The 23,432-nt window shown below is 45.5% G+C and carries 34 protein-coding genes, 2 tRNA genes and 2 rRNA genes; 35 read left to right on the top strand and 3 right to left on the bottom strand.

From position 1 onward, the window contains the following. Nucleotides 1–18: 18 nt before the first annotated feature. The 24 genes from rpsQ (at nt 19) to rpsI (ending at nt 12,480) form a co-directional block, all read left to right on the top strand. The gene (gene rpsQ / locus MKY95_RS29470; RefSeq protein ID WP_017692084.1) at nt 19–285 is read left to right on the top strand and encodes a 30S ribosomal protein S17; all 267 of its coding nucleotides are present in this window, start codon (nt 19–21) and stop codon (nt 283–285) included. Nucleotides 286–320: 35 nt separating this feature from the next. Beyond that, on the top strand, nt 321–689 hold the full coding sequence (gene rplN / locus MKY95_RS29465; protein WP_017692085.1) for a 50S ribosomal protein L14: 369 nt from the start codon (nt 321–323) through the stop codon (nt 687–689). Nucleotides 690–728: 39 nt separating this feature from the next. Continuing rightward, nucleotides 729–1,082 carry a 50S ribosomal protein L24 gene (rplX, locus tag MKY95_RS29460; RefSeq protein WP_017692086.1) on the top strand — a complete coding sequence of 118 codons (354 nt, stop codon included), beginning with the start codon at nt 729–731 and terminating at the stop codon, nt 1,080–1,082. A gap of 32 nt (nt 1,083–1,114) precedes the next feature. Continuing rightward, nucleotides 1,115–1,657, top strand: a complete 543-nt coding sequence (gene rplE, locus MKY95_RS29455) for a 50S ribosomal protein L5 (RefSeq protein ID WP_017692087.1) — start codon at nt 1,115–1,117, stop codon at nt 1,655–1,657. Between the two features lie 73 nt (nt 1,658–1,730). Next, the gene (locus MKY95_RS29450) at nt 1,731–1,916 is read left to right on the top strand and encodes a type Z 30S ribosomal protein S14 (RefSeq protein WP_013312154.1); all 186 of its coding nucleotides are present in this window, start codon (nt 1,731–1,733) and stop codon (nt 1,914–1,916) included. Nucleotides 1,917–1,948: 32 nt separating this feature from the next. After that, nucleotides 1,949–2,347: a 30S ribosomal protein S8 gene (rpsH, locus tag MKY95_RS29445; RefSeq protein ID WP_017692088.1), complete on the top strand. Its 399-nt coding sequence runs from the start codon at nt 1,949–1,951 to the stop codon at nt 2,345–2,347. A gap of 30 nt (nt 2,348–2,377) precedes the next feature. After that, nucleotides 2,378–2,920 (top strand): 50S ribosomal protein L6, encoded by a 543-nt coding sequence (gene rplF / locus MKY95_RS29440; protein ID WP_017692089.1) that lies wholly within the window; start codon nt 2,378–2,380, stop codon nt 2,918–2,920. Nucleotides 2,921–3,037: 117 nt separating this feature from the next. Continuing rightward, nucleotides 3,038–3,406, top strand: coding sequence for a 50S ribosomal protein L18 (gene rplR, locus MKY95_RS29435; RefSeq protein ID WP_017692090.1), 369 nt, complete (start codon nt 3,038–3,040; stop codon nt 3,404–3,406). A gap of 27 nt (nt 3,407–3,433) precedes the next feature. Next, nucleotides 3,434–3,931 carry a 30S ribosomal protein S5 gene (gene rpsE / locus MKY95_RS29430; RefSeq protein WP_017692091.1) on the top strand — a complete coding sequence of 166 codons (498 nt, stop codon included), beginning with the start codon at nt 3,434–3,436 and terminating at the stop codon, nt 3,929–3,931. Between the two features lie 13 nt (nt 3,932–3,944). Further along, nucleotides 3,945–4,130, top strand: coding sequence for a 50S ribosomal protein L30 (gene rpmD, locus MKY95_RS29425; RefSeq protein ID WP_017692092.1), 186 nt, complete (start codon nt 3,945–3,947; stop codon nt 4,128–4,130). Nucleotides 4,131–4,173: 43 nt separating this feature from the next. Next, on the top strand, nt 4,174–4,614 hold the full coding sequence (gene rplO / locus MKY95_RS29420) for a 50S ribosomal protein L15 (RefSeq protein WP_017692093.1): 441 nt from the start codon (nt 4,174–4,176) through the stop codon (nt 4,612–4,614). Next, nucleotides 4,614–5,912, top strand: a complete 1,299-nt coding sequence (gene secY, locus MKY95_RS29415) for a preprotein translocase subunit SecY (protein WP_017692094.1) — start codon at nt 4,614–4,616, stop codon at nt 5,910–5,912. Before rplO ends, secY begins: the two co-directional genes overlap by 1 nt. A 90-nt stretch (nt 5,913–6,002) precedes the next feature. After that, nucleotides 6,003–6,647, top strand: a complete 645-nt coding sequence (locus MKY95_RS29410) for an adenylate kinase (protein ID WP_036607188.1) — start codon at nt 6,003–6,005, stop codon at nt 6,645–6,647. Nucleotides 6,648–6,650: 3 nt separating this feature from the next. Then, nucleotides 6,651–7,403, top strand: a complete 753-nt coding sequence (gene map, locus MKY95_RS29405) for a type I methionyl aminopeptidase (RefSeq protein WP_036607191.1) — start codon at nt 6,651–6,653, stop codon at nt 7,401–7,403. Nucleotides 7,404–7,413: 10 nt separating this feature from the next. Further along, nucleotides 7,414–7,722 carry a KOW domain-containing RNA-binding protein gene (locus MKY95_RS29400; RefSeq protein ID WP_036607194.1) on the top strand — a complete coding sequence of 103 codons (309 nt, stop codon included), beginning with the start codon at nt 7,414–7,416 and terminating at the stop codon, nt 7,720–7,722. Between the two features lie 3 nt (nt 7,723–7,725). Next, nucleotides 7,726–7,941 (top strand): translation initiation factor IF-1, encoded by a 216-nt coding sequence (gene infA, locus MKY95_RS29395; RefSeq protein ID WP_017692098.1) that lies wholly within the window; start codon nt 7,726–7,728, stop codon nt 7,939–7,941. A gap of 152 nt (nt 7,942–8,093) precedes the next feature. Beyond that, a complete protein-coding gene (gene rpmJ / locus MKY95_RS29390; RefSeq protein WP_003333770.1) occupies nt 8,094–8,207 on the top strand; it encodes a 50S ribosomal protein L36 in 114 nt (37 codons plus the stop codon). Nucleotides 8,208–8,227: 20 nt separating this feature from the next. Then, on the top strand, nt 8,228–8,596 hold the full coding sequence (rpsM, locus tag MKY95_RS29385) for a 30S ribosomal protein S13 (protein WP_036607200.1): 369 nt from the start codon (nt 8,228–8,230) through the stop codon (nt 8,594–8,596). Nucleotides 8,597–8,615: 19 nt separating this feature from the next. Beyond that, nucleotides 8,616–9,011 carry a 30S ribosomal protein S11 gene (gene rpsK, locus MKY95_RS29380; protein ID WP_017692100.1) on the top strand — a complete coding sequence of 132 codons (396 nt, stop codon included), beginning with the start codon at nt 8,616–8,618 and terminating at the stop codon, nt 9,009–9,011. Nucleotides 9,012–9,147: 136 nt separating this feature from the next. Next, nucleotides 9,148–10,092 (top strand): DNA-directed RNA polymerase subunit alpha, encoded by a 945-nt coding sequence (locus tag MKY95_RS29375; RefSeq protein WP_017692101.1) that lies wholly within the window; start codon nt 9,148–9,150, stop codon nt 10,090–10,092. A gap of 34 nt (nt 10,093–10,126) precedes the next feature. Then, on the top strand, nt 10,127–10,492 hold the full coding sequence (gene rplQ, locus MKY95_RS29370) for a 50S ribosomal protein L17 (RefSeq protein WP_017692102.1): 366 nt from the start codon (nt 10,127–10,129) through the stop codon (nt 10,490–10,492). A gap of 159 nt (nt 10,493–10,651) precedes the next feature. Then, on the top strand, nt 10,652–11,425 hold the full coding sequence (gene truA / locus MKY95_RS29365) for a tRNA pseudouridine(38-40) synthase TruA (protein ID WP_339191218.1): 774 nt from the start codon (nt 10,652–10,654) through the stop codon (nt 11,423–11,425). Nucleotides 11,426–11,630: 205 nt separating this feature from the next. Continuing rightward, nucleotides 11,631–12,068: a 50S ribosomal protein L13 gene (gene rplM / locus MKY95_RS29360; protein WP_024633564.1), complete on the top strand. Its 438-nt coding sequence runs from the start codon at nt 11,631–11,633 to the stop codon at nt 12,066–12,068. A gap of 19 nt (nt 12,069–12,087) precedes the next feature. After that, nucleotides 12,088–12,480: a 30S ribosomal protein S9 gene (gene rpsI / locus MKY95_RS29355; RefSeq protein WP_017692105.1), complete on the top strand. Its 393-nt coding sequence runs from the start codon at nt 12,088–12,090 to the stop codon at nt 12,478–12,480. 407 nt (nt 12,481–12,887) lie between these two features. On the opposite strand, the gene MKY95_RS29350 is transcribed toward rpsI, so the two are convergent. Further along, nucleotides 12,888–13,079 (bottom strand): hypothetical protein, encoded by a 192-nt coding sequence (locus MKY95_RS29350; RefSeq protein ID WP_339195723.1) that lies wholly within the window; start codon nt 13,077–13,079, stop codon nt 12,888–12,890. Between the two features lie 203 nt (nt 13,080–13,282). Between MKY95_RS29350 and MKY95_RS29345 the strand changes: the two genes are divergently transcribed. From MKY95_RS29345 to MKY95_RS29330, 4 genes are all read left to right on the top strand, one after another. Next, the gene (locus MKY95_RS29345; protein WP_076320297.1) at nt 13,283–13,975 is read left to right on the top strand and encodes a phosphoadenylyl-sulfate reductase; all 693 of its coding nucleotides are present in this window, start codon (nt 13,283–13,285) and stop codon (nt 13,973–13,975) included. A 23-nt stretch (nt 13,976–13,998) separates the two neighbouring features. Next, nucleotides 13,999–15,168, top strand: coding sequence for a sulfate adenylyltransferase (gene sat, locus MKY95_RS29340; RefSeq protein WP_339195719.1), 1,170 nt, complete (start codon nt 13,999–14,001; stop codon nt 15,166–15,168). A 68-nt stretch (nt 15,169–15,236) separates the two neighbouring features. Then, nucleotides 15,237–15,992: an N-acetylmuramoyl-L-alanine amidase CwlD gene (gene cwlD, locus MKY95_RS29335; RefSeq protein ID WP_036607212.1), complete on the top strand. Its 756-nt coding sequence runs from the start codon at nt 15,237–15,239 to the stop codon at nt 15,990–15,992. A 79-nt stretch (nt 15,993–16,071) separates the two neighbouring features. Next, nucleotides 16,072–17,172, top strand: coding sequence for an Mrp/NBP35 family ATP-binding protein (locus MKY95_RS29330; protein ID WP_282320145.1), 1,101 nt, complete (start codon nt 16,072–16,074; stop codon nt 17,170–17,172). Nucleotides 17,173–17,260: 88 nt separating this feature from the next. Here the strand turns inward: MKY95_RS29330 and gerD are convergent, their stop codons facing one another. Beyond that, nucleotides 17,261–18,010: a spore germination lipoprotein GerD gene (gerD, locus tag MKY95_RS29325; protein WP_339195714.1), complete on the bottom strand. Its 750-nt coding sequence runs from the start codon at nt 18,008–18,010 to the stop codon at nt 17,261–17,263. Nucleotides 18,011–18,135: 125 nt separating this feature from the next. Here gerD and MKY95_RS29320 point away from each other — a divergent pair, with 125 nt between their 5' ends. Next, nucleotides 18,136–18,768: a KinB-signaling pathway activation protein gene (locus MKY95_RS29320; RefSeq protein WP_036607218.1), complete on the top strand. Its 633-nt coding sequence runs from the start codon at nt 18,136–18,138 to the stop codon at nt 18,766–18,768. A gap of 98 nt (nt 18,769–18,866) precedes the next feature. On the opposite strand, the gene pdaB is transcribed toward MKY95_RS29320, so the two are convergent. Then, a complete protein-coding gene (gene pdaB / locus MKY95_RS29315) occupies nt 18,867–19,643 on the bottom strand; it encodes a polysaccharide deacetylase family sporulation protein PdaB (RefSeq protein WP_036607219.1) in 777 nt (258 codons plus the stop codon). Between the two features lie 122 nt (nt 19,644–19,765). Between pdaB and MKY95_RS29310 the strand changes: the two genes are divergently transcribed. The 6 genes from MKY95_RS29310 to MKY95_RS29285 all read left to right on the top strand — a co-directional run bounded on the left by MKY95_RS29310 (nt 19,766) and on the right by MKY95_RS29285 (nt 23,287). After that, complete coding sequence (locus MKY95_RS29310; RefSeq protein ID WP_036607221.1) at nt 19,766–20,383, top strand: stage II sporulation protein M; 618 nt, start codon at nt 19,766–19,768, stop codon at nt 20,381–20,383. A 155-nt stretch (nt 20,384–20,538) separates the two neighbouring features. Continuing rightward, nucleotides 20,539–20,769 (top strand): hypothetical protein, encoded by a 231-nt coding sequence (locus tag MKY95_RS29305; protein ID WP_017692114.1) that lies wholly within the window; start codon nt 20,539–20,541, stop codon nt 20,767–20,769. Nucleotides 20,770–21,248: 479 nt separating this feature from the next. Continuing rightward, nucleotides 21,249–22,801: ribosomal RNA gene (locus MKY95_RS29300) — 16S ribosomal RNA — on the top strand. A 158-nt stretch (nt 22,802–22,959) separates the two neighbouring features. After that, nucleotides 22,960–23,076 (top strand): 5S ribosomal RNA (gene rrf, locus MKY95_RS29295). A gap of 36 nt (nt 23,077–23,112) precedes the next feature. Beyond that, nucleotides 23,113–23,189: transfer RNA gene (locus MKY95_RS29290), tRNA-Ile, on the top strand. A 22-nt stretch (nt 23,190–23,211) separates the two neighbouring features. Further along, nucleotides 23,212–23,287, top strand: a tRNA-Ala gene (locus MKY95_RS29285). The last annotated feature ends 145 nt before the right edge of the window (nt 23,288–23,432 follow it).

Genomic DNA, 23,432 nt, shown 5'->3' with positions numbered 1-23,432 from the left:
TCAGGAAGGAGGCCAACAATGAGCGAAGAACGTAACGCACGTAAAGTGCAAACTGGTAAAGTGGTCAGCGATAAAATGGACAAAACGATTGTTGTTGCTGTAGAAACTTACAAAAAACACAACTTGTACCATAAACGCATTAAGGTTACTAAAAAATTCAAAGCGCATGACGAAGAAAACACTGCGAAAATCGGTGACACGGTGAAAATCATGGAGACTCGTCCGCTTTCGAAAGATAAACGCTGGAGACTTACTGAAATCGTAGAAAAAGCGGTTATCATCTAATGCATCAGCAGCATTGCTGAAAGGAGGAATACTAAATGATTCAACCATTTACACGTTTGACTGTGGCCGACAACTCCGGTGCGAAGGAACTGATGTGTATCCGCGTACTCGGCGGTACGGGACGTCGTACAGCTCAAATCGGTGATCTGATCGTTTGTTCTGTTAAACAAGCAACACCAGGCGGCGTTGTCAAAAAAGGTGATGTAGTTAGAGCGGTTGTCGTTCGTACGAAACGTTCTGTACGTCGTAAAGACGGTTCCTACATCGGTTTTGATGAAAATGCAGCGGTTGTTGTAAAAGACGACAGAAGCCCACGTGGAACACGTATTTTCGGACCAGTTGCTCGCGAACTTCGCGATAAAGACTTCATGAAAATCGTTTCCTTGGCTCCAGAAGTTATCTAAAGCTTAATCTCGTGATGTTAGAAACAGGAGGTGTACGAAATGCCAAGAGTGAAAAAAGTTCTGGAATCCCATAACAACAAACTTCACGTTAAAAAGGAAGATACGGTTATGGTGATCAGCGGTAAAGACAAAGGTAAAAAAGGCCGTGTCATCGCTGCTTATCCTCGTGAGAACCGCGTCCTTGTGGAAGGTGTTAACATGGTGAAAAAACACCAGAAGCCTAACCAGCAAAATCCGCAAGGCGGCATTATCGAGAAGGAAGCTCCGATTCACGTTTCCAACGTAATGCACATCGATCCGAAGAGCGGAAAAGTAACCCGTGTAGGTTACAAAGTTTTGGATAACGGTAAGAAAGTGCGCGTTGCTAAACGTTCCGGAGAAATTATCGACTAATTGAACCGAATGAGAAAGGAGGGCTATGATTCATGGCATCAAGAATGAAAGAACGTTACCTGCAAGAAATCGCTCCTGCTTTGATGCAGAAGTTTAACTATACAACGGTAATGCAAGTGCCGAAAATCGAGAAAATCGTTATCAACATGGGTGTGGGCGATGCTGTCCAAAACTCTAAAGTGTTGGATTCTGCAGTAAACGATTTGCAACTGATCGCGGGTCAAAAACCTGTAATCACTCGTGCTAAAAAATCTATCGCAGGTTTCAAACTGCGTGAGAATATGCCTATCGGTGCGAAAGTTACATTACGCGGTGAGCGTATGTACTTCTTCCTAGATAAGCTGCTCAACGTAACGCTTCCTCGTGTCCGCGACTTCCGCGGTGTATCGAGTAATGCTTTTGATGGACGTGGTAACTATACACTGGGTCTGAAAGAGCAATTGATCTTCCCGGAGATCGAATACGATAAAGTTGATAAAGTCCGCGGTATGGATATTGTCATTGTAACAACGGCGAAAACAGACGAAGAGTCCCGTGAATTGCTTACGCAAATGGGAATGCCTTTCGTTAAGTAATGTTGGCATAACGTTTCCGGGTGTCTGGAAAGACTCCCTTTTCTCCGAAATTATTTAGGAGGTGTCAGGCTAAGTGGCAAAAACTTCGATGAAAGTTAAACAACAACGTACACCTAAGTTTAAAGTACGTGCATATACACGCTGTGAGCGTTGCGGACGTCCACATTCGGTCCTGCAAAAGTTCAAAATTTGCAGAATTTGTTTCCGTGAATTAGCTTATAAAGGCCAGATCCCTGGCGTGAAAAAAGCAAGCTGGTAAAAAGTCCTGAACGGGAAGGAGGTTAACTCACAATGACTATGTCTGATCCAATTGCAGATATGCTTACTCGTATTCGTAACGCGAACACTGTTCGTCACGAAACGGTAGAAATGCCTGCTTCAACAATGAAAAAACAAATCGCCGATATCCTGAAGCGTGAAGGTTTCATCCGTGACGCTGAAGTTATCGATGATAACAAACAAGGGATTATCCGTGTTTTCCTGAAATACGGTCAAAATAACGAGCGCGTTATCACTGGTCTGAAAAGAATCAGTAAACCTGGTCTTCGTGTTTACACGAAAAGCAACGAAGTACCTCGTGTACTTGGTGGCCTGGGAATCGCGATCATCTCGACATCTAAAGGTATCATGACGGACAAAGAAGCTCGTCAATCGAAATCCGGCGGAGAAGTCGTTTGCTACGTTTGGTAATATAACGTCACAAGATAGGAGGTGCAACATATGTCTCGTATTGGTCGCAAACCAATCACAGTACCAAGTGGTGTAGACATCACCCTGGACAACACCGTTATTACGGTAAAAGGACCTAAAGGAACTTTGACTCGTGAGCTTCATAAAGACATGAAGGTTACAGTTGAAAATAACGAAATCACAGTTGTGCGTCCTTCCGATAACAAAACTCACCGTTCTTTGCACGGCACAACGCGTAGCGTTGTAAACAATATGGTGAGCGGCGTTACTGAAGGATTCGCGAAATCTCTGGAATTGGTTGGGGTCGGATATCGTGCAAGCAAATCCGGAGATAAAATCGTTCTGAACGTTGGTTACTCTCACCCGGTTGAAATTACACCGGAAGCGGGAATCGAATTCGAAGTACCTTCGAATACAAAAATCATCGTTCGCGGAATTGACAAAGAGCGTGTAGGTGCTTACGCTGCTAAAATCCGTTCCGTACGTGAACCTGAGCCGTACAAAGGTAAAGGTATTAAATATGAAGGCGAGCGTATCATCCGTAAGGAAGGTAAAGCCGGTAAGAAGAAATAAGATTTCTCTTACCGCCTTTGCGCGGCTTTCGGCTTGCTTGCTTCGTGTGTTTCTAATATACCCCGTGGCTTCTGCTTTGAAGCCAGCGAGGTAACCTGAAAGGAGTGAATCTTTGAGATGATTACGAAACCAGATAAAAATAAGGCTCGTCTGAAAAGACACCTTCGTGTTCGTAAGAAAATCCAAGGAACGGCAGCACGTCCTCGTTTGAACGTATTCCGTTCTGGTAAACATATGTATGCTCAAATCATCGATGATGTTGCTGGTGTAACAATCGCTTCCGCGTCTACCGTAGACAAAGAATTGAGCACTGACATCAAAAATGGTGCATCTGTTGAATCAGCTCGTAAAGTTGGCGAACTCGTTGCTAAACGTGCGAAAGACAAAGGTGTTTCCAACATCGTATTTGACCGTAGCGGTTATCTGTACCATGGTCGTATCGCAGCATTGGCTGAAGCGGCTCGTGAAGCAGGACTTGAGTTTTAAGATATTTTTCAAAAGGAGGTTAACGACTTGCGTGTAGATCCGAATACTTTGGAACTGACTGAAAGAGTTGTAAATATTAATCGCGTAGCTAAAGTAGTAAAAGGCGGACGCCGTTTCAGCTTTAGCGCACTGGTTGTAGTCGGCGACGGCAACGGCTGGGTTGGAGCTGGTATCGGTAAAGCGGGCGAAGTACCTGATGCAATTCGCAAAGGTATTGAAGACGCTAAGAAAAACCTTGTACACGTTCCACTCGTAGGAACATCGATTCCTCACTTGGTAACAGGTAAGTTCGGCGCAGGACGCGTGCTGTTGAAACCAGCATCTGAAGGTACTGGTGTTATCGCTGGTGGTCCTGTACGTGCGGTTCTCGAACTTGCTGGTGTAGGTGACATTTTGACAAAATCTCTGGGTTCTTCGAATTCCATGAACATGGTCAATGCGACTTTGGAAGGTTTGTCCCGTTTGAAGCGTGCTGAAGACGTGGCTAAACTGCGCGGAAAATCCGTCGAAGAGCTTCTGGGTTAAGGAGGGAATTCTCATGGCTAAATTAGAAATTACCCTCGTCCGCAGCTTGATCGGACGTCCGGAGACGCAAAGAACAACTGTGAAAACATTGGGTTTGCGCAAAATCAATAGCAAAGTGGTACAAAACGATAATCCTGCCATCCGTGGTATGATTAACAAAGTAAGCCACTTGGTTGCTGTTAAAGAAGTAGAAGCTTAATATCGGGTTAATCCCACAAATCTTTAAGGAGGTGCAACGAACGATGAAGTTACATGAGCTTTCACCATCTCCTGGATCCCGCAAAGAACGTAAACGTCTTGGTCGCGGTCCAAGTAGTGGTACAGGTAAAACATCAGGTCGCGGTCACAAAGGACAAAATTCTCGTTCTGGCGGTGGAGTACGTCCAGGCTTCGAAGGTGGACAAAATCCATTGTATCGTCGCTTGCCAAAACGTGGTTTTGTAAACCCAACTCGCAAAGAATATGCAGTTGTGAATACTGAAGACCTGAACAGTTTTGCTGCGGGTACTGAAGTAACTCCAGAATTCTTGATGACGAACGGCGTAGTTAAAAACGCTAAATCCGGAATCAAAATCCTGGGTAACGGTGATGTCACTGTGAAGCTGACTGTTAAAGCTAACAAGTTTTCTCAATCTGCTATTGAGAAAATTGAAGCTGCCGGCGGTACAACCGAGGTGATTTAATGTTCAAGACCCTAAAGAATATCTGGCGGGTTGAAGATCTGCGCAAAAGGGTATTATTTACCCTTTTTGTACTGATCATTTACCGCATCGGCTCCTTTGTTCCCGTACCGGGAGTTAACAAAGACGTGTTCGAAGCGACAAATTCTGCGGGTAAAGAAGTTTTTGGACTTCTCAATACGTTCTCGGGTGGAGCGCTCTTCCAGTTCTCGATATTTGCGCTCGGGATCGTGCCTTACATCACTGCGTCTATCATAGTACAGTTGCTTTCCATGGACGTTATTCCTAAATTAGCGGAGTGGGCAAAGCAAGGTGAACAAGGTAAGAAGAAATCTGCACAATTGACCCGTTATTTAACGATTGGCCTGGCATTGATTCAAGCGTTTGGTACGTCGATCGGATTCAACCGCTTGTACAATACAGACATGATTCCTAACGCTACATTTGCAGATTATATCTTGATCGCGATTGTACTTACGGCCGGTACTTCATTCCTGATGTGGCTTGGTGAGCAGATCACCGAGAAGGGCATAGGAAACGGGATTTCGATCTTGATCTTTGCGGGTATCCTATCTACGGTGCCTAACATTATCAAACAAACGATCGAATCCGACTTCATTCAACCTGACCAACTGTTTATGAATATTCTTAAAGGTGTTATCATCGCAATTGTTATTGTGTTGATCATCATAGGGGTCATTTACATTCAGCAGGCGATTCGGAAAATTCCGGTACAGTACGCTAAACGTGTCGTAGGTAACAAAATGTACGGTGGACAGAATACACATATCCCGCTGAAAATTAATGCAGCAGGTGTTATCCCTGTCATCTTCGCATCATCGTTGTTGATGTTCCCGACGATCATCGCCAACTTCTGGGCAGATCGCCTTTGGGCACAGTGGATCGGACAGAACCTGACTACACACAAACCTCTGGGTATGTTGTTGTATGTCGTGATGATCTTCGGTTTCACATTCTTCTATACTTTCGTACAGATGAATCCACAGCAGATGGCTGATAATATGAAAAAGAACGGCGGTTACATCCCAGGCATTCGCCCGGGTAAAGCAACCGAGAAATATCTGACCCGTGTCATGACTCGTTTGACAATGGCCGGTGCCATGTTCTTGGCAGTCATTTCCGTTCTGCCTGTAATCTTGGGGGCACTGTCTGGTTTGCCTCAATCTGCGCAAATTGGAGGAACATCCCTCCTGATCGTTATCGGTGTTGCGCTGGATACGATGAAGCAAATCGAAAGCCAATTGATCAAACGCCACTACAAAGGTTTTATCAATAAATAGGCAATAGGTACCGGTCGAGTGAAGATTTACTTGCCGGCACCTATTGTGCTGTTTGTTGATGTAGGGTAGTCTTGGAGGGAGTGACATAACGTGAACATCCTATTCATGGGCCCTCCGGGGGCAGGAAAAGGAACGCAAGCAGACGTCATCGTGAAAGAGTTCGGTATTCCCCATATTTCAACAGGCGATGCATTTCGTCTCGCGATCAAACAGGGAACTCCCATTGGCATGAAAGCCAAGGAATATATGGATCAAGGATTGCTTGTACCAGATGATGTAACCATTGGCATCGTTGAAGAACGTTTGCAGCAGCCTGACTGCAGAGAAGGTTTCCTCTTGGACGGATTTCCAAGAACCCTTTCGCAAGCAGAAGCGCTCGATGGCATTCTGGATCGATTGAACTCAGGTCTCGATCATGTAATCAACCTGAAAGTGGATCGCAACAAATTACTCGCTCGTTTGACGGGTCGTCGAATTTGTAAAAACTGTGGTTCCACTTATCATGTGGTATTCAATCCGCCTAAGCAGGAAGGTATTTGTGATAAATGCGCTGGTGAGTTGTATCAACGCTCTGATGATAATGAAGAGAGTGTAGGTACACGACTGGACGAGTATATCAACAAAACAGCACCACTCCTCACGTTCTATGAGACTAAAGGTCTTCTTCGTCAAATGAACGGAGAACAGGATATCGATCAAGTTTCTCAAGAAATCGTGTCCTTACTGAGAGGTTAATTGATGATCATTGGTAAGTCCGAAACGGAACTGGGCTTGATGAGGGAAGCAGGGAGAATTGTTGCGGAAACGCATCGTCTCTTGGCAGAGCATATCGCTCCCGGTATTACGACTGGAGAACTTGACCATATGGCTGATCAATATATCCGCAGTCAAGGAGCTGTGCCGTCTTTCAAAGGTTATAACGGTTTCCCTGCCAGTGTGTGCGCTTCAGTCAATGAAGAGTTGGTACATGGATTTCCCGGCAAACGCAAGTTGAACGAGGGCGATATCGTTACGTTTGACATTGGCGCGCAGTACCAGGGGTATCATGGAGATTCCGCCTGGACTTATCCGGTCGGCCGTATTTCCGAAGAAGCCCGTCGTCTTCTGGACGTTACCGAGGCTTCGTTATACGCAGGTCTGGCGCTGGTAAAACCGGACGTTCGCTTGTTTACAATATCTCATGCGATTCAGAAATATATTGAAGATGAAGGGTTCTCCGTAGTTCGTGAATATGTCGGTCACGGCATAGGCGCAGATCTGCATGAAGAACCACAGATTCCGAACTATGGTCTTCCCGATCGGGGACCACGGCTTAAAGCGGGCATGGTGCTGGCCATAGAGCCGATGGTTAACGTAGGTAGACGGTATGTGAAAACGTTGGAAGATAACTGGACTGTCGTCACGGTTGATGGTAAGTTATGTGCACACTTTGAACACACCGTAGCAGTTACACCAGATGGTATGGAAATTTTCACAAAACTGAATGCGTAGGTGATGAGGCATGAACAGTCAGTCTAATCCGCAGCTCGGTCAACTTGTGAAGATCCGTAAAGGCCGCAATGCGGACCAAGCCGCAGTAATTGTTGCTATAGCGGACGGTAAGTTCGTATATATTGCGGATGGAGACAAACGTAAGTTTGATCAACCAAAGAAGAAGAATCTTCTTCATCTTGAGCTCCAGCCCATGATTAGCAGCGAGGTTGTGAACAGTTTAAACGAGAGTGGTCGGGTGACAAATGGAAAGCTCCGTTACGCGGTTCATTCATTTCTGGAATCCACCAACATTCAAGCTGAAGAGAAAGGAGACTGACTAATGGCTAAGGAAGATGTCATTGAAGTGGAAGGTACGGTTCTCGAACCGCTACCGAATGCAACATTCAAGGTTGAGCTTGAGAACGGTCATCAAATTCTCGCTCACGTTTCCGGAAAACTGCGGATGCACTTTATCCGTATCCTGACTGGAGACAAAGTAGTTGTTCAGTTGTCGCCTTATGATTTAACAAAAGGTCGCATAACTTACCGTAAATAGTAGTAGACAGTTGCAATGAACTGTGAAGCTTATGTAGCGGGTTTTGCCCGGCAAAACTTGCGAAAGCTTCGAAGCCGGTTTTACAATAGTAGAACAAGGTCAATGCTTACGAAGAGGGTTTTGCTTAGCAAAACTTTGAGGAGGTAATTCACATGAAGGTAAGACCTTCGGTCAAGCCGATTTGCGAAAAGTGCAAAGTCATTCGCCGCAAAGGGAATGTTATGGTTATCTGTGAAAATCCGAAACACAAACAAAAACAAGGTTAAAGAAGGGGGTGTAGCGTAAAATGGCACGTATATCTGGTGTGGATTTGCCACGTGATAAGCGCGTTGAGATCGCCTTGACTTATATTTTCGGAATCGGTAAAACGACTTCCCAGAAAATTCTGAGCACAACAGGCATCAATCCGGACACTCGTGTTCGTGATTTGACGGAAGATGAAGTCAGCAAATTGCGTGAAAGTATCGATAAAGAGGTCAAAGTAGAAGGTGACCTGCGTCGAGAAATCTCTTTGAATATTAAACGTTTGACGGAGATCGGTTGTTACCGTGGAGTTCGTCATCGTCGTGGTCTGCCTGTTCGTGGACAACGTACGAAAACGAATGCTCGTACTCGTAAAGGTCCTCGTCGTACAGTAGCGAACAAGAAGAAATAATAAGGGGGGATAAGAGAAAATGGCTAAACCGAAAAAAGTCGTACGTACTAAACGTCGTGACCGTAAGAATATTGAATCTGGCGTGGCGCATATCCGTTCCACTTTCAATAACACTATCGTTACTATTACGGATCCTCACGGAAACGCAATTTCGTGGGCAAGCTCCGGCGGCCTCGGATTCAGAGGTTCCCGTAAATCGACTCCGTTTGCTGCACAAATGGCTGCTGAGACTGCTGCCAAAGCTGCAATGGAACATGGGATGAAAGCCGTTGAGGTTATGGTTAAAGGACCAGGCGCAGGCCGTGAAGCAGCGATCCGCTCTTTGCAAGCTGCTGGTCTTGAAGTTAACCTGATCAAAGACGTAACTCCAGTCCCGCATAACGGATGCCGTCCTCCAAAACGTCGTCGTGTCTAATGAGATTTGCCCCTGCGTGTGGTATATTTCCGGCACAATCTGCTAATAATGGTTGTTTAGGCATACTACTACATGTTTTCGCAAGAGAAGGTAAATGTTTCATAGAGGACCGACGTTTTGAAGGAGGGGTATTGCAGTGATTGAAATCGAAAAGCCGAAAATTGAGACGGTAGACGTCAACGATGATGGCACCTATGGGAAATTCGTAGTAGAACCGCTTGAGCGCGGATACGGTACGACGCTTGGAAACTCGCTTCGCCGAATCTTGCTCTCGTCACTGCCGGGTGCGGCAGTGTCTTCGGTTCAAATCGATGGCGTTCTGCATGAATTTGCTACAGTTCCTGGCGTAATGGAAGATGTAACGGAGGTTATTCTTAACCTGAAAGCTTTGTCGCTTAAGATTCATTCAGACGAGGAGAAAGTGCTCGAGATTGATGCTGAAGGCGAAGGAGCAATTACGGCTGGAGATATCCGTGCTGACTCCGATGTGGAAATCCTTAACCCGGATTTGCACATTGCTACGCTCGGACCAGGTTCGAGACTTCACATGCGTATTTTTGCCAATCGCGGTCGCGGCTACGTCCAGGCAGATCGGAATAAACGCGATGACCAGCCGATCGGCGTCATCCCAGTCGATTCCATCTTCACCCCGATCAGTCGCGTTAACTACGCTGTGGAAAATACGCGTGTCGGTCAAGTGACCAACTATGACAAGCTCACGTTGGAAGTTTGGACTGATGGAAGTATTCGTCCTGAAGAGGCTGTAAGCCTTGGCGCTAAAATTTTGACTGAGCATTTGATGCTCTTCGTGGGTCTTACAGACGAAGCGAAAGATGCAGAGATCATGGTCGAAAAAGAAGAAGACAAAAAAGAAAAAGTACTCGAAATGACGATCGAAGAGCTGGATCTCTCTGTTCGTTCCTACAACTGCCTCAAACGTGCCGGTATTAATACCGTGCAAGAGCTGACTACGAAAACGGAAGAAGACATGATGAAAGTCCGTAACCTCGGACGCAAGTCTTTGGAAGAAGTTCAAGAGAAGCTTGAGGAACTTGGTTTGGGACTACGTACAGAAGAATAGACAGCCGAGTGCTTGAAGTGAAGGAGGGAAAACAATGGCATACCAAAAGTTGGGCCGTAATTCCAGCGCACGTAAAGCTTTGTTCCGTGACCTGGTAACCGACCTGTTCTTATACGAACGCATTCAGACAACTGAAGCGAAAGCAAAAGAGGTTCGCTCTATTGCTGAAAAACTGATCACTAAAGCGAAAAAGGGAGATCTTCATGCCCGTCGCCAAGTGGCAGCTTATGTTCGCCGCGAAACTATCGATGGTGAGCAAGATGCAATCCAAAAACTGTTTAGCGAATTGTCCGGTCGTTACGCTGAGCGTCCAGGTGGATACACTCGTATCTTGAAACTGGGACCTCGTCGTGGTGACGCAGCGCCAATGGTTTACTTGGAACTGGTAGACCGCGCGTAAAACAGATGAGATGAGGAAAGGGGACAGAATCAACGATTCTGGATTAACCCTTTTTTTCTCTTCATTTCGGAATTCGTGCTGTAATAGAAGCTCCGTAAGGGGCTTCTTTTGCTGTTCGGGATAGGGATATGTATAGTATGGAACAAAGGTGTGGTAATAATGCGGAACTTATGTATGACGTTAACTTATGATGGCACTGCCTATTACGGCTTCCAAGTACAGCCGGGTGGGAATACCATTCAGGATCATCTTGAAGATGCGATTCGTGCTTTAACCGGTGAGAAGGTTAAAATTACAGGTTCAGGCCGAACAGATGCAGGTGTTCACGCCCGCAGGCAAATCTTCAATTTTCCTACGGAGTCCCAGATCCCGATTGAACGTTGGTGTATTGCACTCAACTCCAGATTACCCTCCGATATTGTCGTTATTGATGCGATTGAAGTTTCGGCTGATTTTCATTCTCGCTATGCAGCGAAAAAGAAAACGTATCGTTATACAGTCAATGCGAATCAATTTCCGGATGTATTTAACAGAAGACTGCAATATCATCATCATGCGAAGCTTGATATTATGGCAATGCAGGAGGGCTTACGACATTTCATAGGGACGTATGATTTCACTTCTTTTGCTTCACGCAAGTCTCAGAAAGAGAATCATGTCCGTTCGGTGTACGAAGCATGGATGGAAGTGGACCGATCAATGTGCAGAGACCATCCGCGCGATCAGGGTGTCATTCACATTTATGTGAGTGGTAACGGCTTTTTGCAGCATATGGTTCGTATCATTGTAGGGACACTGCTGGAGATCGGAGAGGGCAAACGGAAAGCCTCTGATGTACCAAAAATGATTGCTGCATGTAATCGATCTGCTGCAGGACCTACTGCAGTTAGCTGCGGTTTAATGCTCTGGGATCTTGAATACAAAAAAGATTAAATTTGGTGAGTGAAAAGCTTAATTAACACTTGCGATTTAATCGCCTATCATGTAATATAAAAGTTGTGTTTTCTTAATGGCTTTCCCACAGCCCCAATTAAGAGTTTCACATCAAATTTACAATCCATCAACACCTAAAGTTATAACTTAACGAACGAAGATAAATGAAAATGATGATTTTGAACATTTTAAGGAGGAACTTTTCATGCGTACTACGTACATGGCGAAGCCTAACGAAGTTGAGCGCCAATGGCACATCATTGATGCTGAAGGCAAAACCCTCGGACGTTTGGCGAGCGAAGCAGCAGCTTTGATTCGCGGCAAACACAAGCCACAATTCACTCCACATGTGGACACTGGCGATTTCGTTGTTATCATCAATGCTGAGAAAATCGTATTGACTGGTAAGAAAATGCAAGGTAAAAAATACTACCGTCACTCAATGCACCCAGGTGGTTTGAAAGTAACTACAGCTGAAGAGATGGTTAAAAACAAACCTGAGCGTATGTTGGAATTGGCTGTTCGCGGTATGCTTCCTAAAACTCGCATGGGCGAGAAAATGAAGTTGAGACTTAAAGCGTACAGAGGCACTGAGCATCCACATGCAGCACAAAAACCAGAAGTTTACGAACTTCGCGGTTAATTAAAAGGAGGACAGTTTCATGGCACAAGTACAATACTATGGGACAGGTCGTCGTAAACATTCGGTAGCACGTGTTCGCCTTGTACCGGGTGAAGGACGCATTGTCATCAATAAACGTGATATTAATGAATACTTCGGTTTGGAAACACTCAAACTGATCGTAAAACAACCACTGAACTTGACAGAAACGCTCAACAACTATGACGTTCTTGTTATTGCTCATGGTGGCGGAATCTCCGGTCAAGCCGGCGCAATCCGTCATGGTATCTCCCGCGCTCTGCTCAAAGCAGATCCGGAATACCGTGCATCCCTGAAAAAAGCAGGATTCCTGACTCGTGACCCACGTATGAAAGAGCGTAAAAAATACGGTCTTAAAGCGGCTCGTCGCGCACCTCAGTTCTCCAAACGTTAATATTAAAAGCCTTTGGCCTCGGTCAAAGGCTTTTTTATATATTCATAACTATTACGCCATATATTATATTAGTTTATTCGATAGCTCTTATATCTCTGATGTCTCTCCCCATGCTTCTGCATTTTTCCTTCATTGCCTTTTCATTGTGCTCTTAATGTCCCTCAATACAGTCCTATAATATGTACGTTGATACATCTACATCTTACTGAACCTCTCTAATCGTTTATATCATTGAATTTGCTCTTACGCTCTCACCCATCGCTCACCACACATTTTATAACAGCTCCTATAAAGTCATCGATTAGAACTCACGAGGGATTTCTTGAATGCACTCGGCTTACTGTTTTTGTACTTAATTCTTTGGTGCAAACCTTATCAGTATTTCTTATGGAAACGATAAAAGTCTCTTACATATCAACAGCTAAAATTCGCAACGTTGCTCCCCTTAAAACTTTAGCTTTTCTTCCTTCAACTTCAATCGCCCAGTGATTTTTTGATGTTGTTCTTGACGACAAGAACTGTCCAAACCCAGTAACAGCAAAGGTTTCCCAGGCTAAGAGATGTATTTTTACCTGTCTAATGACCTGGGCCAATATCATTGTTTTTATCTCATTAACAGAGAAATGGATAAATTGAACCAAAATATTGTGTGAGAGCGGCAATCAAAAAGGGTCAAAAACTGATTTATTTTACCATATGGCAGGCATTGACATCCCCAATGAAAGATTTATACTAAACATAATTCATATTAGATTAGTCGGCTTTAAGATGTATTGAATTGCAGAATGGGGGAAATTCACAGATGAACTTGTTGGAGAAAGAAGATTTGGCACGGACGAAGGCAGAGGAACTGGAACATGCTAGTCCAGAGGATATTATTCGGTATGCTATTGAAACATTCCCAAATATCACTTTTGCATGTAGCTTTGGTGCAGAAGATGTTGTACTTGTAGATATGGTGCAGAAAATCAGCCCATCCACAGATATTTTTTATCTGGATACAGATTTTCACTTTAAAGAAACATACGAAACACGTGATAAGATGCAGGAGAACTACAACCTTGAATTTGTACGTGTGTCACCTAAGATTACTCCAGAAGAGCAGGCAGCTGAGCACGGTGAAGAGTTGTGGAAGTCTGATCCCAATGGGTGCTGTAACATTCGCAAAGTCGAACCGTTAACACGCATTCTTTCTCAGTATGATGCATGGATTACAGGTATCCGCAGAGATCAAGCACCAACTCGTGCAAACTCAAAGAAGGTTGAATATGATTCCAAATTTGGCCTGATGAAGTTTAATCCGATTGCGCACTGGACGACTGAGGATGTATGGCAATATATTCGTGACAATAACGTTGTATATAACCCTCTTCATGATCAGAACTACCCAAGTATTGGTTGTGAGCATTGCACACGTCAAGTTATGCCTGGCGAGGACCCACGTGCCGGACGCTGGTCTGGTAATGATAAAACGGAATGTGGCCTTCATAAATAATAGATATACAAGGAGCTGACAAGATGACATCGATTCTGCCTCATGGAGGTACGCTGGTTCAGCGTATCGTACAAGGAGAAGAACGGGAGCAATTGTTGCAAGACAGTAAAAACTTATCCTCTTTGCGTATTAATACCTGGACAATATCAGATTTGGATCTAATTGGTGTAGGTGCGTTCTCACCACTTCAAGGTTTCTTGAATGAGGAAGATTACCTTTCGGTGGTGTCTCGCATGCGTCTCGCCGATGGAACAGTCTGGAGTATACCGATTACACTTGCTGTTGACGATAAACAAGCCGCATCCCTCCAGATTGGTGAACGTGTGAAACTTGTTGGTGATCAAGATGGAGTCACTTATGGATTGCTCGAAGTCCAAAGTGTATACCAGGTGGATCAGGGTGAAGAAGCCCGGCGTGTATTCAAAACAGATGATCCCGAGCACCCGGGCGTTAAAAAACTTTTGGAGCGTCCTGCAACATACGTAGGAGGTCCAATCCAAGTGTTGAACCGTCCAAAACCTTCGAAATTTGAGGAATTCTATTATGATCCTGCAGATACCCGGAAGATTTTTCAGGAGAAGGGTTGGAAGACCGTAGTTGGTTTTCAGACACGTAATCCGGTCCATCGGGCTCATGAATACATTCAGAAGAGCGCTATGGAGATTGTAGATGCACTCTTCCTGAATCCGCTTGTTGGAGAGACGAAGTCGGACGATGTACCTGCAGATGTTCGGATGAAGAGTTATCTGGTATTACTGGAGAACTATTACCCGGCTGATCGTGCGTTTCTTGGTGTGTTCCCCGCAGCCATGCGGTATGCCGGTCCACGTGAAGCTATTTTCCATGCGATGGTTCGCAAAAATTACGGGTGTACCCACTTTATTGTTGGTCGTGACCATGCGGGTGTTGGTGATTATTATGGAACATATGAAGCACAGGAGATCTTTACTAACTTTACAGCAGAGGAACTGGGGATTACTCCGTTGTTCTTCGAACATAGTTTCTTCTGTACCAAATGTGGAAACATGGCATCCAGCAAAACTTGCCCACATGATAAAGAACATCATATGGCGCTTTCCGGCACCAAAGTACGCGGGTTGCTCCGTGACGGCCAGTGCCCTCCACCTGAATTTACACGTCCTGAGGTAGCTGAGGTGCTGATTGAAGGAATGGCGGAGCAAGTCCGCTCCTAGCGGTATAATTGTCCATCTTGTCCCATATAGATGATTAGAGTCATTTATAGGGACGAGGTGGTTTTTTTATGCGTAAAAATATGGGGAAACACTTTGTAGTCTGGATTAGGCTAAAAACAATCAAAAGGGTCATGTTGAGTCTCTGTCTACTGGCCATGTTAGTGGCGGTAATGTCCTATGAACTGCCTTCCGCTAAGACGTCAGGTTATTGGAGTTTGCCGATGGCGGGTAAAGTCATTGCCATTGATGCAGGACACGGAGGTCCAGATGGAGGAGCGGTAAGTAAACAGGGGGTTATTGAAAAAGATATCAACCTGTCTATCGCCCTGTATGTGAGAGATTATTTGCAACAGGCAGGGGCCTTAGTGGTTATGACACGAGAAATAGACACTGATTTGGCGGAATCGGACACCAAGGGGTACTCCAAACGCAAGACGGAAGATCTGAAACAAAGAGTACGACGGATAGAGGATAAGCAAGCAGATCTCTTTATCAGCATTCACATGAACAGTGTCCCATCCAACCGATGGAGTGGAGCGCAGGTTTTCTATACAACGAACCATCCGGATAACGAAGGTTTGGCTAATCTGCTTCAACAAGAGATGGTTCGTAATCTGGAGAATACAGATCGAATCGCCAAAACGGTGAATACGGTTTATCTGTTACAGGCTCTGAAGATCCCTTCAGCGCTGGTAGAAGTGGGTTTCCTTTCTCATCCGGAAGAGGCACGTATGCTTGCTGACGAAGCTTATCAACGCAAGGTAGCTGCATCGATCTATAATGGAATTCTCAGATATTCCTCAGGAGAACGGCCTAAAAGTTAGTCAGAACAAGAAAGGTAATGATATAATTGGATCAGCATACCTAATTACATGCCAATAGATAAAGCTGAGGTGCTGTCTGATGTTATCAAAAGAACAGATACTTGAACTATTACAGCCATTACAAGAACCGCAATTGGGAGTAAGTCTGACCGAACTGGAATGGTTTCGAGATATTATGGTGAAAGAAAATCATGTGGCTCTGACCATAGTGACACTCGAAAATCGACCTGAGGATACAACAGCTTTGAGTGATGCAGCGCGTAATCTGTTGTCCCAGCACGGACTGAAGGATGTACATATTCGTGTGCGTGCAGCTTCTGAGCATGATCGTGAGAGCCTGAATATGGGACAACCCGATAATGAGCCAGATCGGGACGAAGTGCTCGTAAAAGGTCACGCAGCGGGTCTGGATGGACATGAGCTGTTAAGTCCTGAATCAGGTGTTCGTTTTATTGCTGTGGCCAGTGGTAAAGGTGGCGTTGGTAAATCAACGGTAACCGTTAATCTGGCTGCAGCCTTGGCACGTCAAGGCAAGAAAGTGGGCTTAATTGATGCGGATATCTATGGCTTCAGTGTACCCGACATGATGGGGATTGAAGAATATCCGGTCGTTGAAGATGGTGTTATTCAACCGGTTGAACGTTTTGGCGTCAAAGTCATGTCGATGGGCTTCTTTATTCGGGAGAACAACCCGGTAATCTGGCGTGGACCCATGCTAGGTCGGATGCTTCGTCAATTCTTTACGGATGTCCAGTGGGGCGAATTGGATTATGTATTACTGGATTTGCCACCAGGTACGGGAGATGTTGCTTTGGATGTGCATCAGATGTTGCCACAGAGTAAGGAAATCATCGTTACCACGCCGCATGCAACGGCAGCTTTTGTCGCAGCACGTGCGGGTGCAATGGCTATTCAGACCGATCATGAGTTACTTGGTGTGGTTGAGAATATGGCTTATTATGAGTGCGGCAGTTGCGGAGAGAAGGATTATGTCTTTGGTCGTGGAGGCGGGGGAAGACTTGCAGAAAGTCTGCATACAAGCCTGCTTGCCCAGATTCCATTAGGCACGCCGGATAATCATCCTTCCGAGCCTGATTTCTCACCATCTGTATACAAAGCTGATTCCCGTATAGGGGCTATCTACGATGAAGTTGCCCGGTCCATTGAATCCAAATTCTAATGGTATGAGTGTTATAAATACAAATAAAGCCTGCGTCCATTTGGATGCAGGCTTTTCAGTATCTGTGGTGCGTATTAACACCTACTGTTTATGATCCGCCGCCCGAATCTCCACTGCTTCCACCATCTCCGCCATCACCACCACCTTCGCCCTGACCGTCTTGCTGTCCGCCTTGCTCTTCCCCCTGTTTTCCGCCACTTTCCACTTTGGGTTGCAATTCGTCCTGTACTACCTTCTTGAGCAAAGTGAGTACTTCCATGCGGAACAACGGGTTTTGCATCACTTCCTGCATGACAGTCATCGTCTGTTTACGATAATCCGGAGTCTTCGTCATATCCATGAACATCTTGGATACCTCAGGTGACTTCATGATGTCTTCAACAGACTTTTGATATGTGGGATCTTTAATCAATTGCATATGAAGCTGTTTACTTTGTGCGTTGATCACTTTGGCAAATTCACCCGCAAACTGCGGATCGGTCATGATCTTTTCGAATTCCTTCTTATATTCGGGAGCTGTGATGGTATCTTTTACTGCAATACGTATTTGTTCCGAAGATTGCACAGGCATTAACATTTTCATACCAATGGATCCCGAAGCACCACCCGAACCGCCGCCTTCTTCAGAACCGCTGCTTCCGCTGGATGAGCTTTGACCTGTAAGAGCTTCCTCCACCGCTTTCTTGCCTTCATCACTTTTTAAGATATCTACAACCATTGTTTTCATCTCTTTATAACTGCCCTGAGGAGGCGAAGAACTCTGATCTGAACCGCAGCCGGCAAGCATGACGGATAGCCCCAGTACGACACAGCATAGCTGCCACAAAGGCCGTTTCATGTGTACAATCCCTCCTTGATTAGATACTGGATGTAGTATGTGATGGGAAAGGGGGAAATATGTTGAGCAATGATGGTTTTTTGCTGAGAAGGTTGGTAAAATAAACACTCGGGGGTGGAAAACTTTTGAATTTACGTAAATGGTTTTTCCTGTTTTGGACAGCCTTGCTTATTGGGGCCGCGGGAGCATTGGGTACAGGATTGATTATGATGCTGGTGAACGGGGAGAAAACAAATGGATTGAATGATTTTCTTCTGTATCTTTTGATCTTATTTGGATCAGGGGTTATGATCAGCGTGTATTCACAAATGGGTTTCTTTGCATATCTGATATTGAATTATATGGGTAAAGGTGTATTTCCAAAGCGCGGTTGGCAGATCGTGCAGATTGTACTAACGGTGTTAGCCCTGCTTGACGTGATGTTTTTACGCCTGTTTGTTGGGGGAGACCGGGAACGCATATCGGATATTGTGTTAGGTATCATTATTTTGGCAGCTGCAATTGTTACCGCTTACGTTAAAGTAAAGCTGACTCATATCTCCGCGCTTGTACCTACACTCTTTTTCATGATTGCCGTCACCATAGTGGAGACGATCGGCGTATTACGTATTGATGTGAATGCTGCAACCATATTTATTGTGGTTCCCTTGCTCCTATGTAATGCATACCAAATGCTGATATTGCACAGGCTGGTGGATGTATCGACGAACCGGAGTGTAAGTGGAAAGGCAGAACAGTTGAAAGAAAGCCGAGCATAGAATTCATTTTGCACAAAAAACATACCAAAAAGAGCTAACCTGGTTAGCTCTTTTCAACTTTTAAGCACCTATTTGAGCTATAGCTCATAATTGAGTAATCATTGACCGCTGGCTTGGTCACGAACTTCCTTACCTTCCACACTGGAATGGTTGAGCAACTCAGACACGGTAACAAATTCATAGCCCTGATTTTTCAACTTGTCGATAATTACAGGGAGTGCTTCATGCGTTTGTTTGGAGGAATCGCTTGCATGCAGCAGTACGATGTCCCCTGGATGTGCCTTGCTTACTACGCGATCAACAATGGTCTGTACACCAGGGTTTTTCCAATCCAAGGAGTCGGTATCCCACTGCACAACCTGATAATTCAGACTATTGGCTACCTGAAGCACTCGCTTGTCAAAGTCCCCGTTGGGCAGACGTAGTAATTTCGGTTCTTTTCCCGTTAAATCGGTTAAAATGCTATGAGCTGTCGAAATTTCTTTGCGAATTTCTTCTTCAGTCAGGCTGCTGTAGTTCTCATGTCTGTGACCATGGCTGCCAATTTCATATCCTGCCTCTTTGATGGCAGTAACAATTTCGGGGTGTGTCTTGCTCCAGGGGGAGGAAAGGAAAAAGGTTGCCTTCTGCACTTTATTCTCCTGAAGAACTTTCAGAATCGGCTCTGTCCGTTTATCCCCCCAGCTAATGTCAAAGGTAAGTGCGATTACCTTCTTCTCGGTTGGAACGCTGTAGACGGCGGATGGTGCTTCCTCCGAGAATACGGAGACATTGCCTCTCTCCAGATAGATAATACCGATCGCAAAGATGGCAGCAACGAGGACAATCAGGTACCGTTTAATCTTTTTGCCGCTAAATACATAGAACGAGTTCATTTCAATAAGCGCCCCTCTCCCATAAGAAATGCTTGTTTACTCTCCAATGTATGCTCGTACTGCCCAGTTATTCGTCACTGATCCTTGTTTGTCCATCATTTTAGATTCTACAGGAGGTTATTATGTTAAAATTCAGTACATTTCTTAAAGATCTTGGTTCCATCCGTAGTGCATTAATCTGGTCCGTAGTTTTGTTTGCTGTTGGTATAGGGGCAGGATGGGTGAGTACAGGGCCACTGGAAGAACTGTTGTTGAACCAAATCGGAGGATTACGTGAAGTCAGTGAACGGCTGGAGCAGGGGGGCAATGTGCAATGGAACTTCTTTCTGTTTATCTTTTTCAATAATGCCATCAAAAGTGTACTTGTCATCTATGCCGGTATATTCTTCGGAATTCTGCCTGTCATCTTCCTGCTGATCAATGGGATGGTCCTTGGATTTGTGGTGCACACCACGATGAATTATGGAGCAAGCTTCTATGACATTGTGGTTAAAGGTTTACTTCCGCATGGCATTATTGAGATTCCGGTCATTATCATTGCTTGCGCCTTCGGACTGAAGTTTGGTGGTCTGGTTATCAAAAGCCTTGCACAACTTGGAAGTGACAAGCGAAATACGATGGGTACCCGGTGGAGAGCATTCATGAATAGGACGCTAACGGCATCCTTTTGGGTTGTCATCTTGCTTCTTGTTGCAGCAATCATCGAAAGCACACTTACGTATACTCTGGTGAGAGGATAAAATTTTGTGATGGTTGGCATTCATAAATTTTCAGAAAGTTGACCATAACAATAAAACGGGTTTCAGCAGCACCCACAAAAGCGAGAATGCACGGGGTGTTGCATGAAACTTGTGTAAGTGTGATAAAGAGGCTATGCACAAAAAGGAGAACTCTAATGCTGGGTATGTTGTTTAACGAGAAGGAATGCAAGGAACTAGACTATGTGCTGCGTAAAGAATTAGATGAGATGCTTTTCGATCTAAGTGATAATCGTCTTGACCAAGAGATCAAATATGCTATCGCGAGCCGATATAAGACTGTGTTCCGCATGTATGCACGCTTTGCCCCGCCAAAAGAGTTGTCCAAGTACGCCAGAGGTGGGAAGCTGAAAAAGTCGAAGCCATAATGCTGAAGCTGGTCATATATTCGATTTACAGTAGTGGAAGGGAGGTGCGGCTCTTCATAGCGGGTGCTGTACCTCTGAACTATGAGAATGTGAAATTGCTGAGGGGTTCATACTTTTTGTCGAAAAAGGGTTGACCTTTCTAATTTCATATGGTAAATTAATTTTCGTTCCTTTTTTAGGAGCGGTTCACGGAAACAAGCATGAAAATAAAGCGATTGAAAATAATCGAAAAAATAATGCTTGCAAAGAGAACTTCAACATGATATATTATAAAAGTCGCCGCTGAAACGACGACAACATGAAAAACAGCACTAAATTGAATGTTTGATCTTTGAAAACTGAACAACGAGTGAGTAAACATTCTGCTTGCAGAATGAACGCGAAAGTTTGAAACAAGCCTTAGCTTGAATCGACTGGAGCACAAATGAGATTTTTAATCTCGTCAGATTCAAAATGAGCTTATCGCTCTTTTCAATACTTTATTGGAGAGTTTGATCCTGGCTCAGGACGAACGCTGGCGGCATGCCTAATACATGCAAGTCGAGCGGACTTGAAGAGAAGCTTGCTTCTCTGATGGTTAGCGGCGGACGGGTGAGTAACACGTAGGCAACCTGCCCTCAAGTTTGGGACAACTACCGGAAACGGTAGCTAATACCGAATAATTGTTTTCTTCGCCTGAAGGAAACTGGAAAGACGGAGCAATCTGTCACTTGGGGATGGGCCTGCGGCGCATTAGCTAGTTGGTGAGGTAACGGCTCACCAAGGCGACGATGCGTAGCCGACCTGAGAGGGTGATCGGCCACACTGGGACTGAGACACGGCCCAGACTCCTACGGGAGGCAGCAGTAGGGAATCTTCCGCAATGGGCGAAAGCCTGACGGAGCAATGCCGCGTGAGTGATGAAGGTTTTCGGATCGTAAAGCTCTGTTGCCAGGGAAGAACGCTTGGGAGAGTAACTGCTCTCAAGGTGACGGTACCTGAGAAGAAAGCCCCGGCTAACTACGTGCCAGCAGCCGCGGTAATACGTAGGGGGCAAGCGTTGTCCGGAATTATTGGGCGTAAAGCGCGCGCAGGCGGTCATTTAAGTCTGGTGTTTAATCCCGGGGCTCAACCCCGGATCGCACTGGAAACTGGGTGACTTGAGTGCAGAAGAGGAGAGTGGAATTCCACGTGTAGCGGTGAAATGCGTAGATATGTGGAGGAACACCAGTGGCGAAGGCGACTCTCTGGGCTGTAACTGACGCTGAGGCGCGAAAGCGTGGGGAGCAAACAGGATTAGATACCCTGGTAGTCCACGCCGTAAACGATGAGTGCTAGGTGTTAGGGGTTTCGATACCCTTGGTGCCGAAGTTAACACATTAAGCACTCCGCCTGGGGAGTACGGTCGCAAGACTGAAACTCAAAGGAATTGACGGGGACCCGCACAAGCAGTGGAGTATGTGGTTTAATTCGAAGCAACGCGAAGAACCTTACCAGGTCTTGACATCCCTCTGATCGATGCAGAGATGTATCTTTCCTTCGGGACAGAGGAGACAGGTGGTGCATGGTTGTCGTCAGCTCGTGTCGTGAGATGTTGGGTTAAGTCCCGCAACGAGCGCAACCCTTATATTTAGTTGCCAGCACTTCGGGTGGGCACTCTAGATAGACTGCCGGTGACAAACCGGAGGAAGGTGGGGATGACGTCAAATCATCATGCCCCTTATGACCTGGGCTACACACGTACTACAATGGCCGGTACAACGGGCTGCGAAATCGCGAGATGGAGCCAATCCCAACAAAGCCGGTCTCAGTTCGGATTGCAGGCTGCAACTCGCCTGCATGAAGTCGGAATTGCTAGTAATCGCGGATCAGCATGCCGCGGTGAATACGTTCCCGGGTCTTGTACACACCGCCCGTCACACCACGAGAGTTTATAACACCCGAAGTCGGTGGGGTAACCGCAAGGAGCCAGCCGCCGAAGGTGGGATAGATGATTGGGGTGAAGTCGTAACAAGGTAGCCGTATCGGAAGGTGCGGCTGGATCACCTCCTTTCTATGGAGAATCGTTTCCTGCAACGGAAACATTCAAATACGCAGGTTCTTAGAACCTGCAACAGCGATTCATTTCGGTCCGTCACTTCGGTGTGGATGAACTGAAGAGCACAAGCAACTCACTCGTTGCTCAGTTTTGAGAGCTCAAACTCTCAAACGTTTGGTGGCGATAGCGAAGGGGTTCCACACGTTCCCATCCCGAACACGACCGTTAAGCCCTTCAGCGTCGATGGTACTTGGACCGCAGGGTCCTGGGAGAGTAGAACGCCGCCAAGCGTAACCCATTTTGGGTTCAAATAGTATATGTAATGTGGGCCCTTAGCTCAGTTGGTTAGAGCGCACCTCTGATAAGGGTGAGGCCGGTGGTTCGAGTCCACCAGGGCCCACCATATATACCTTTAAACTTTATATGGGGCCATAGCTCAGCTGGGAGAGCGCCTGCCTTGCAAGCAGGAGGTCAGCGGTTCGATCCCGCTTGGCTCCACCAAAAAAGTTTTACAAGTTTGTTCTTTGAAAACTAGATATCGAAACGAAACAAACGCGAATTAGAACATTCCTTTAAGCTGAACTTGTGCAAACAAGTCAAGTGTATAAAGGTAGTTAAATTGCTTTTGTGAGGGTATCGGGTGAGA

This window comes from Paenibacillus sp. FSL P4-0176 (assembly GCF_037975265.1).
Classification (GTDB): Bacteria; Bacillota; Bacilli; order Paenibacillales; family Paenibacillaceae; genus Paenibacillus; species Paenibacillus amylolyticus.
This window is presented reverse-complemented; position numbering and strand designations above follow the sequence as displayed.

What these genes read in the sequence shown, in the direction of transcription:
- rpsQ (WP_017692084.1), top strand. Translation starts at nt 19, where the DNA reads ATGAGCGAAGAACGTAACGCACGTAAAGTGCAAACTGGTAAAGTGGTC.
- rplN (WP_017692085.1), top strand. Translation starts at nt 321, where the DNA reads ATGATTCAACCATTTACACGTTTGACTGTGGCCGACAACTCCGGTGCG.
- rplX (WP_017692086.1), top strand. Translation starts at nt 729, where the DNA reads ATGCCAAGAGTGAAAAAAGTTCTGGAATCCCATAACAACAAACTTCAC.
- rplE (WP_017692087.1), top strand. Translation starts at nt 1,115, where the DNA reads ATGGCATCAAGAATGAAAGAACGTTACCTGCAAGAAATCGCTCCTGCT.
- rpsH (WP_017692088.1), top strand. Translation starts at nt 1,949, where the DNA reads ATGACTATGTCTGATCCAATTGCAGATATGCTTACTCGTATTCGTAAC.
- rplF (WP_017692089.1), top strand. Translation starts at nt 2,378, where the DNA reads ATGTCTCGTATTGGTCGCAAACCAATCACAGTACCAAGTGGTGTAGAC.
- rplR (WP_017692090.1), top strand. Translation starts at nt 3,038, where the DNA reads ATGATTACGAAACCAGATAAAAATAAGGCTCGTCTGAAAAGACACCTT.
- rpmD (WP_017692092.1), top strand. Translation starts at nt 3,945, where the DNA reads ATGGCTAAATTAGAAATTACCCTCGTCCGCAGCTTGATCGGACGTCCG.
- rplO (WP_017692093.1), top strand. Translation starts at nt 4,174, where the DNA reads ATGAAGTTACATGAGCTTTCACCATCTCCTGGATCCCGCAAAGAACGT.
- secY (WP_017692094.1), top strand. Translation starts at nt 4,614, where the DNA reads ATGTTCAAGACCCTAAAGAATATCTGGCGGGTTGAAGATCTGCGCAAA.
- map (WP_036607191.1), top strand. Translation starts at nt 6,651, where the DNA reads ATGATCATTGGTAAGTCCGAAACGGAACTGGGCTTGATGAGGGAAGCA.
- MKY95_RS29400 (WP_036607194.1), top strand. Translation starts at nt 7,414, where the DNA reads ATGAACAGTCAGTCTAATCCGCAGCTCGGTCAACTTGTGAAGATCCGT.
- infA (WP_017692098.1), top strand. Translation starts at nt 7,726, where the DNA reads ATGGCTAAGGAAGATGTCATTGAAGTGGAAGGTACGGTTCTCGAACCG.
- rpmJ (WP_003333770.1), top strand. Translation starts at nt 8,094, where the DNA reads ATGAAGGTAAGACCTTCGGTCAAGCCGATTTGCGAAAAGTGCAAAGTC.
- rpsM (WP_036607200.1), top strand. Translation starts at nt 8,228, where the DNA reads ATGGCACGTATATCTGGTGTGGATTTGCCACGTGATAAGCGCGTTGAG.
- rpsK (WP_017692100.1), top strand. Translation starts at nt 8,616, where the DNA reads ATGGCTAAACCGAAAAAAGTCGTACGTACTAAACGTCGTGACCGTAAG.
- rplQ (WP_017692102.1), top strand. Translation starts at nt 10,127, where the DNA reads ATGGCATACCAAAAGTTGGGCCGTAATTCCAGCGCACGTAAAGCTTTG.
- truA (WP_339191218.1), top strand. Translation starts at nt 10,652, where the DNA reads ATGCGGAACTTATGTATGACGTTAACTTATGATGGCACTGCCTATTAC.
- rplM (WP_024633564.1), top strand. Translation starts at nt 11,631, where the DNA reads ATGCGTACTACGTACATGGCGAAGCCTAACGAAGTTGAGCGCCAATGG.
- rpsI (WP_017692105.1), top strand. Translation starts at nt 12,088, where the DNA reads ATGGCACAAGTACAATACTATGGGACAGGTCGTCGTAAACATTCGGTA.
- MKY95_RS29350 (WP_339195723.1), bottom strand. Translation starts at nt 13,079, where the DNA reads ATGATATTGGCCCAGGTCATTAGACAGGTAAAAATACATCTCTTAGCC.
- MKY95_RS29345 (WP_076320297.1), top strand. Translation starts at nt 13,283, where the DNA reads ATGAACTTGTTGGAGAAAGAAGATTTGGCACGGACGAAGGCAGAGGAA.
- sat (WP_339195719.1), top strand. Translation starts at nt 13,999, where the DNA reads ATGACATCGATTCTGCCTCATGGAGGTACGCTGGTTCAGCGTATCGTA.
- cwlD (WP_036607212.1), top strand. Translation starts at nt 15,237, where the DNA reads ATGCGTAAAAATATGGGGAAACACTTTGTAGTCTGGATTAGGCTAAAA.
- MKY95_RS29330 (WP_282320145.1), top strand. Translation starts at nt 16,072, where the DNA reads ATGTTATCAAAAGAACAGATACTTGAACTATTACAGCCATTACAAGAA.
- gerD (WP_339195714.1), bottom strand. Translation starts at nt 18,010, where the DNA reads ATGAAACGGCCTTTGTGGCAGCTATGCTGTGTCGTACTGGGGCTATCC.
- pdaB (WP_036607219.1), bottom strand. Translation starts at nt 19,643, where the DNA reads ATGAACTCGTTCTATGTATTTAGCGGCAAAAAGATTAAACGGTACCTG.
- MKY95_RS29310 (WP_036607221.1), top strand. Translation starts at nt 19,766, where the DNA reads ATGTTAAAATTCAGTACATTTCTTAAAGATCTTGGTTCCATCCGTAGT.
- MKY95_RS29305 (WP_017692114.1), top strand. Translation starts at nt 20,539, where the DNA reads ATGCTGGGTATGTTGTTTAACGAGAAGGAATGCAAGGAACTAGACTAT.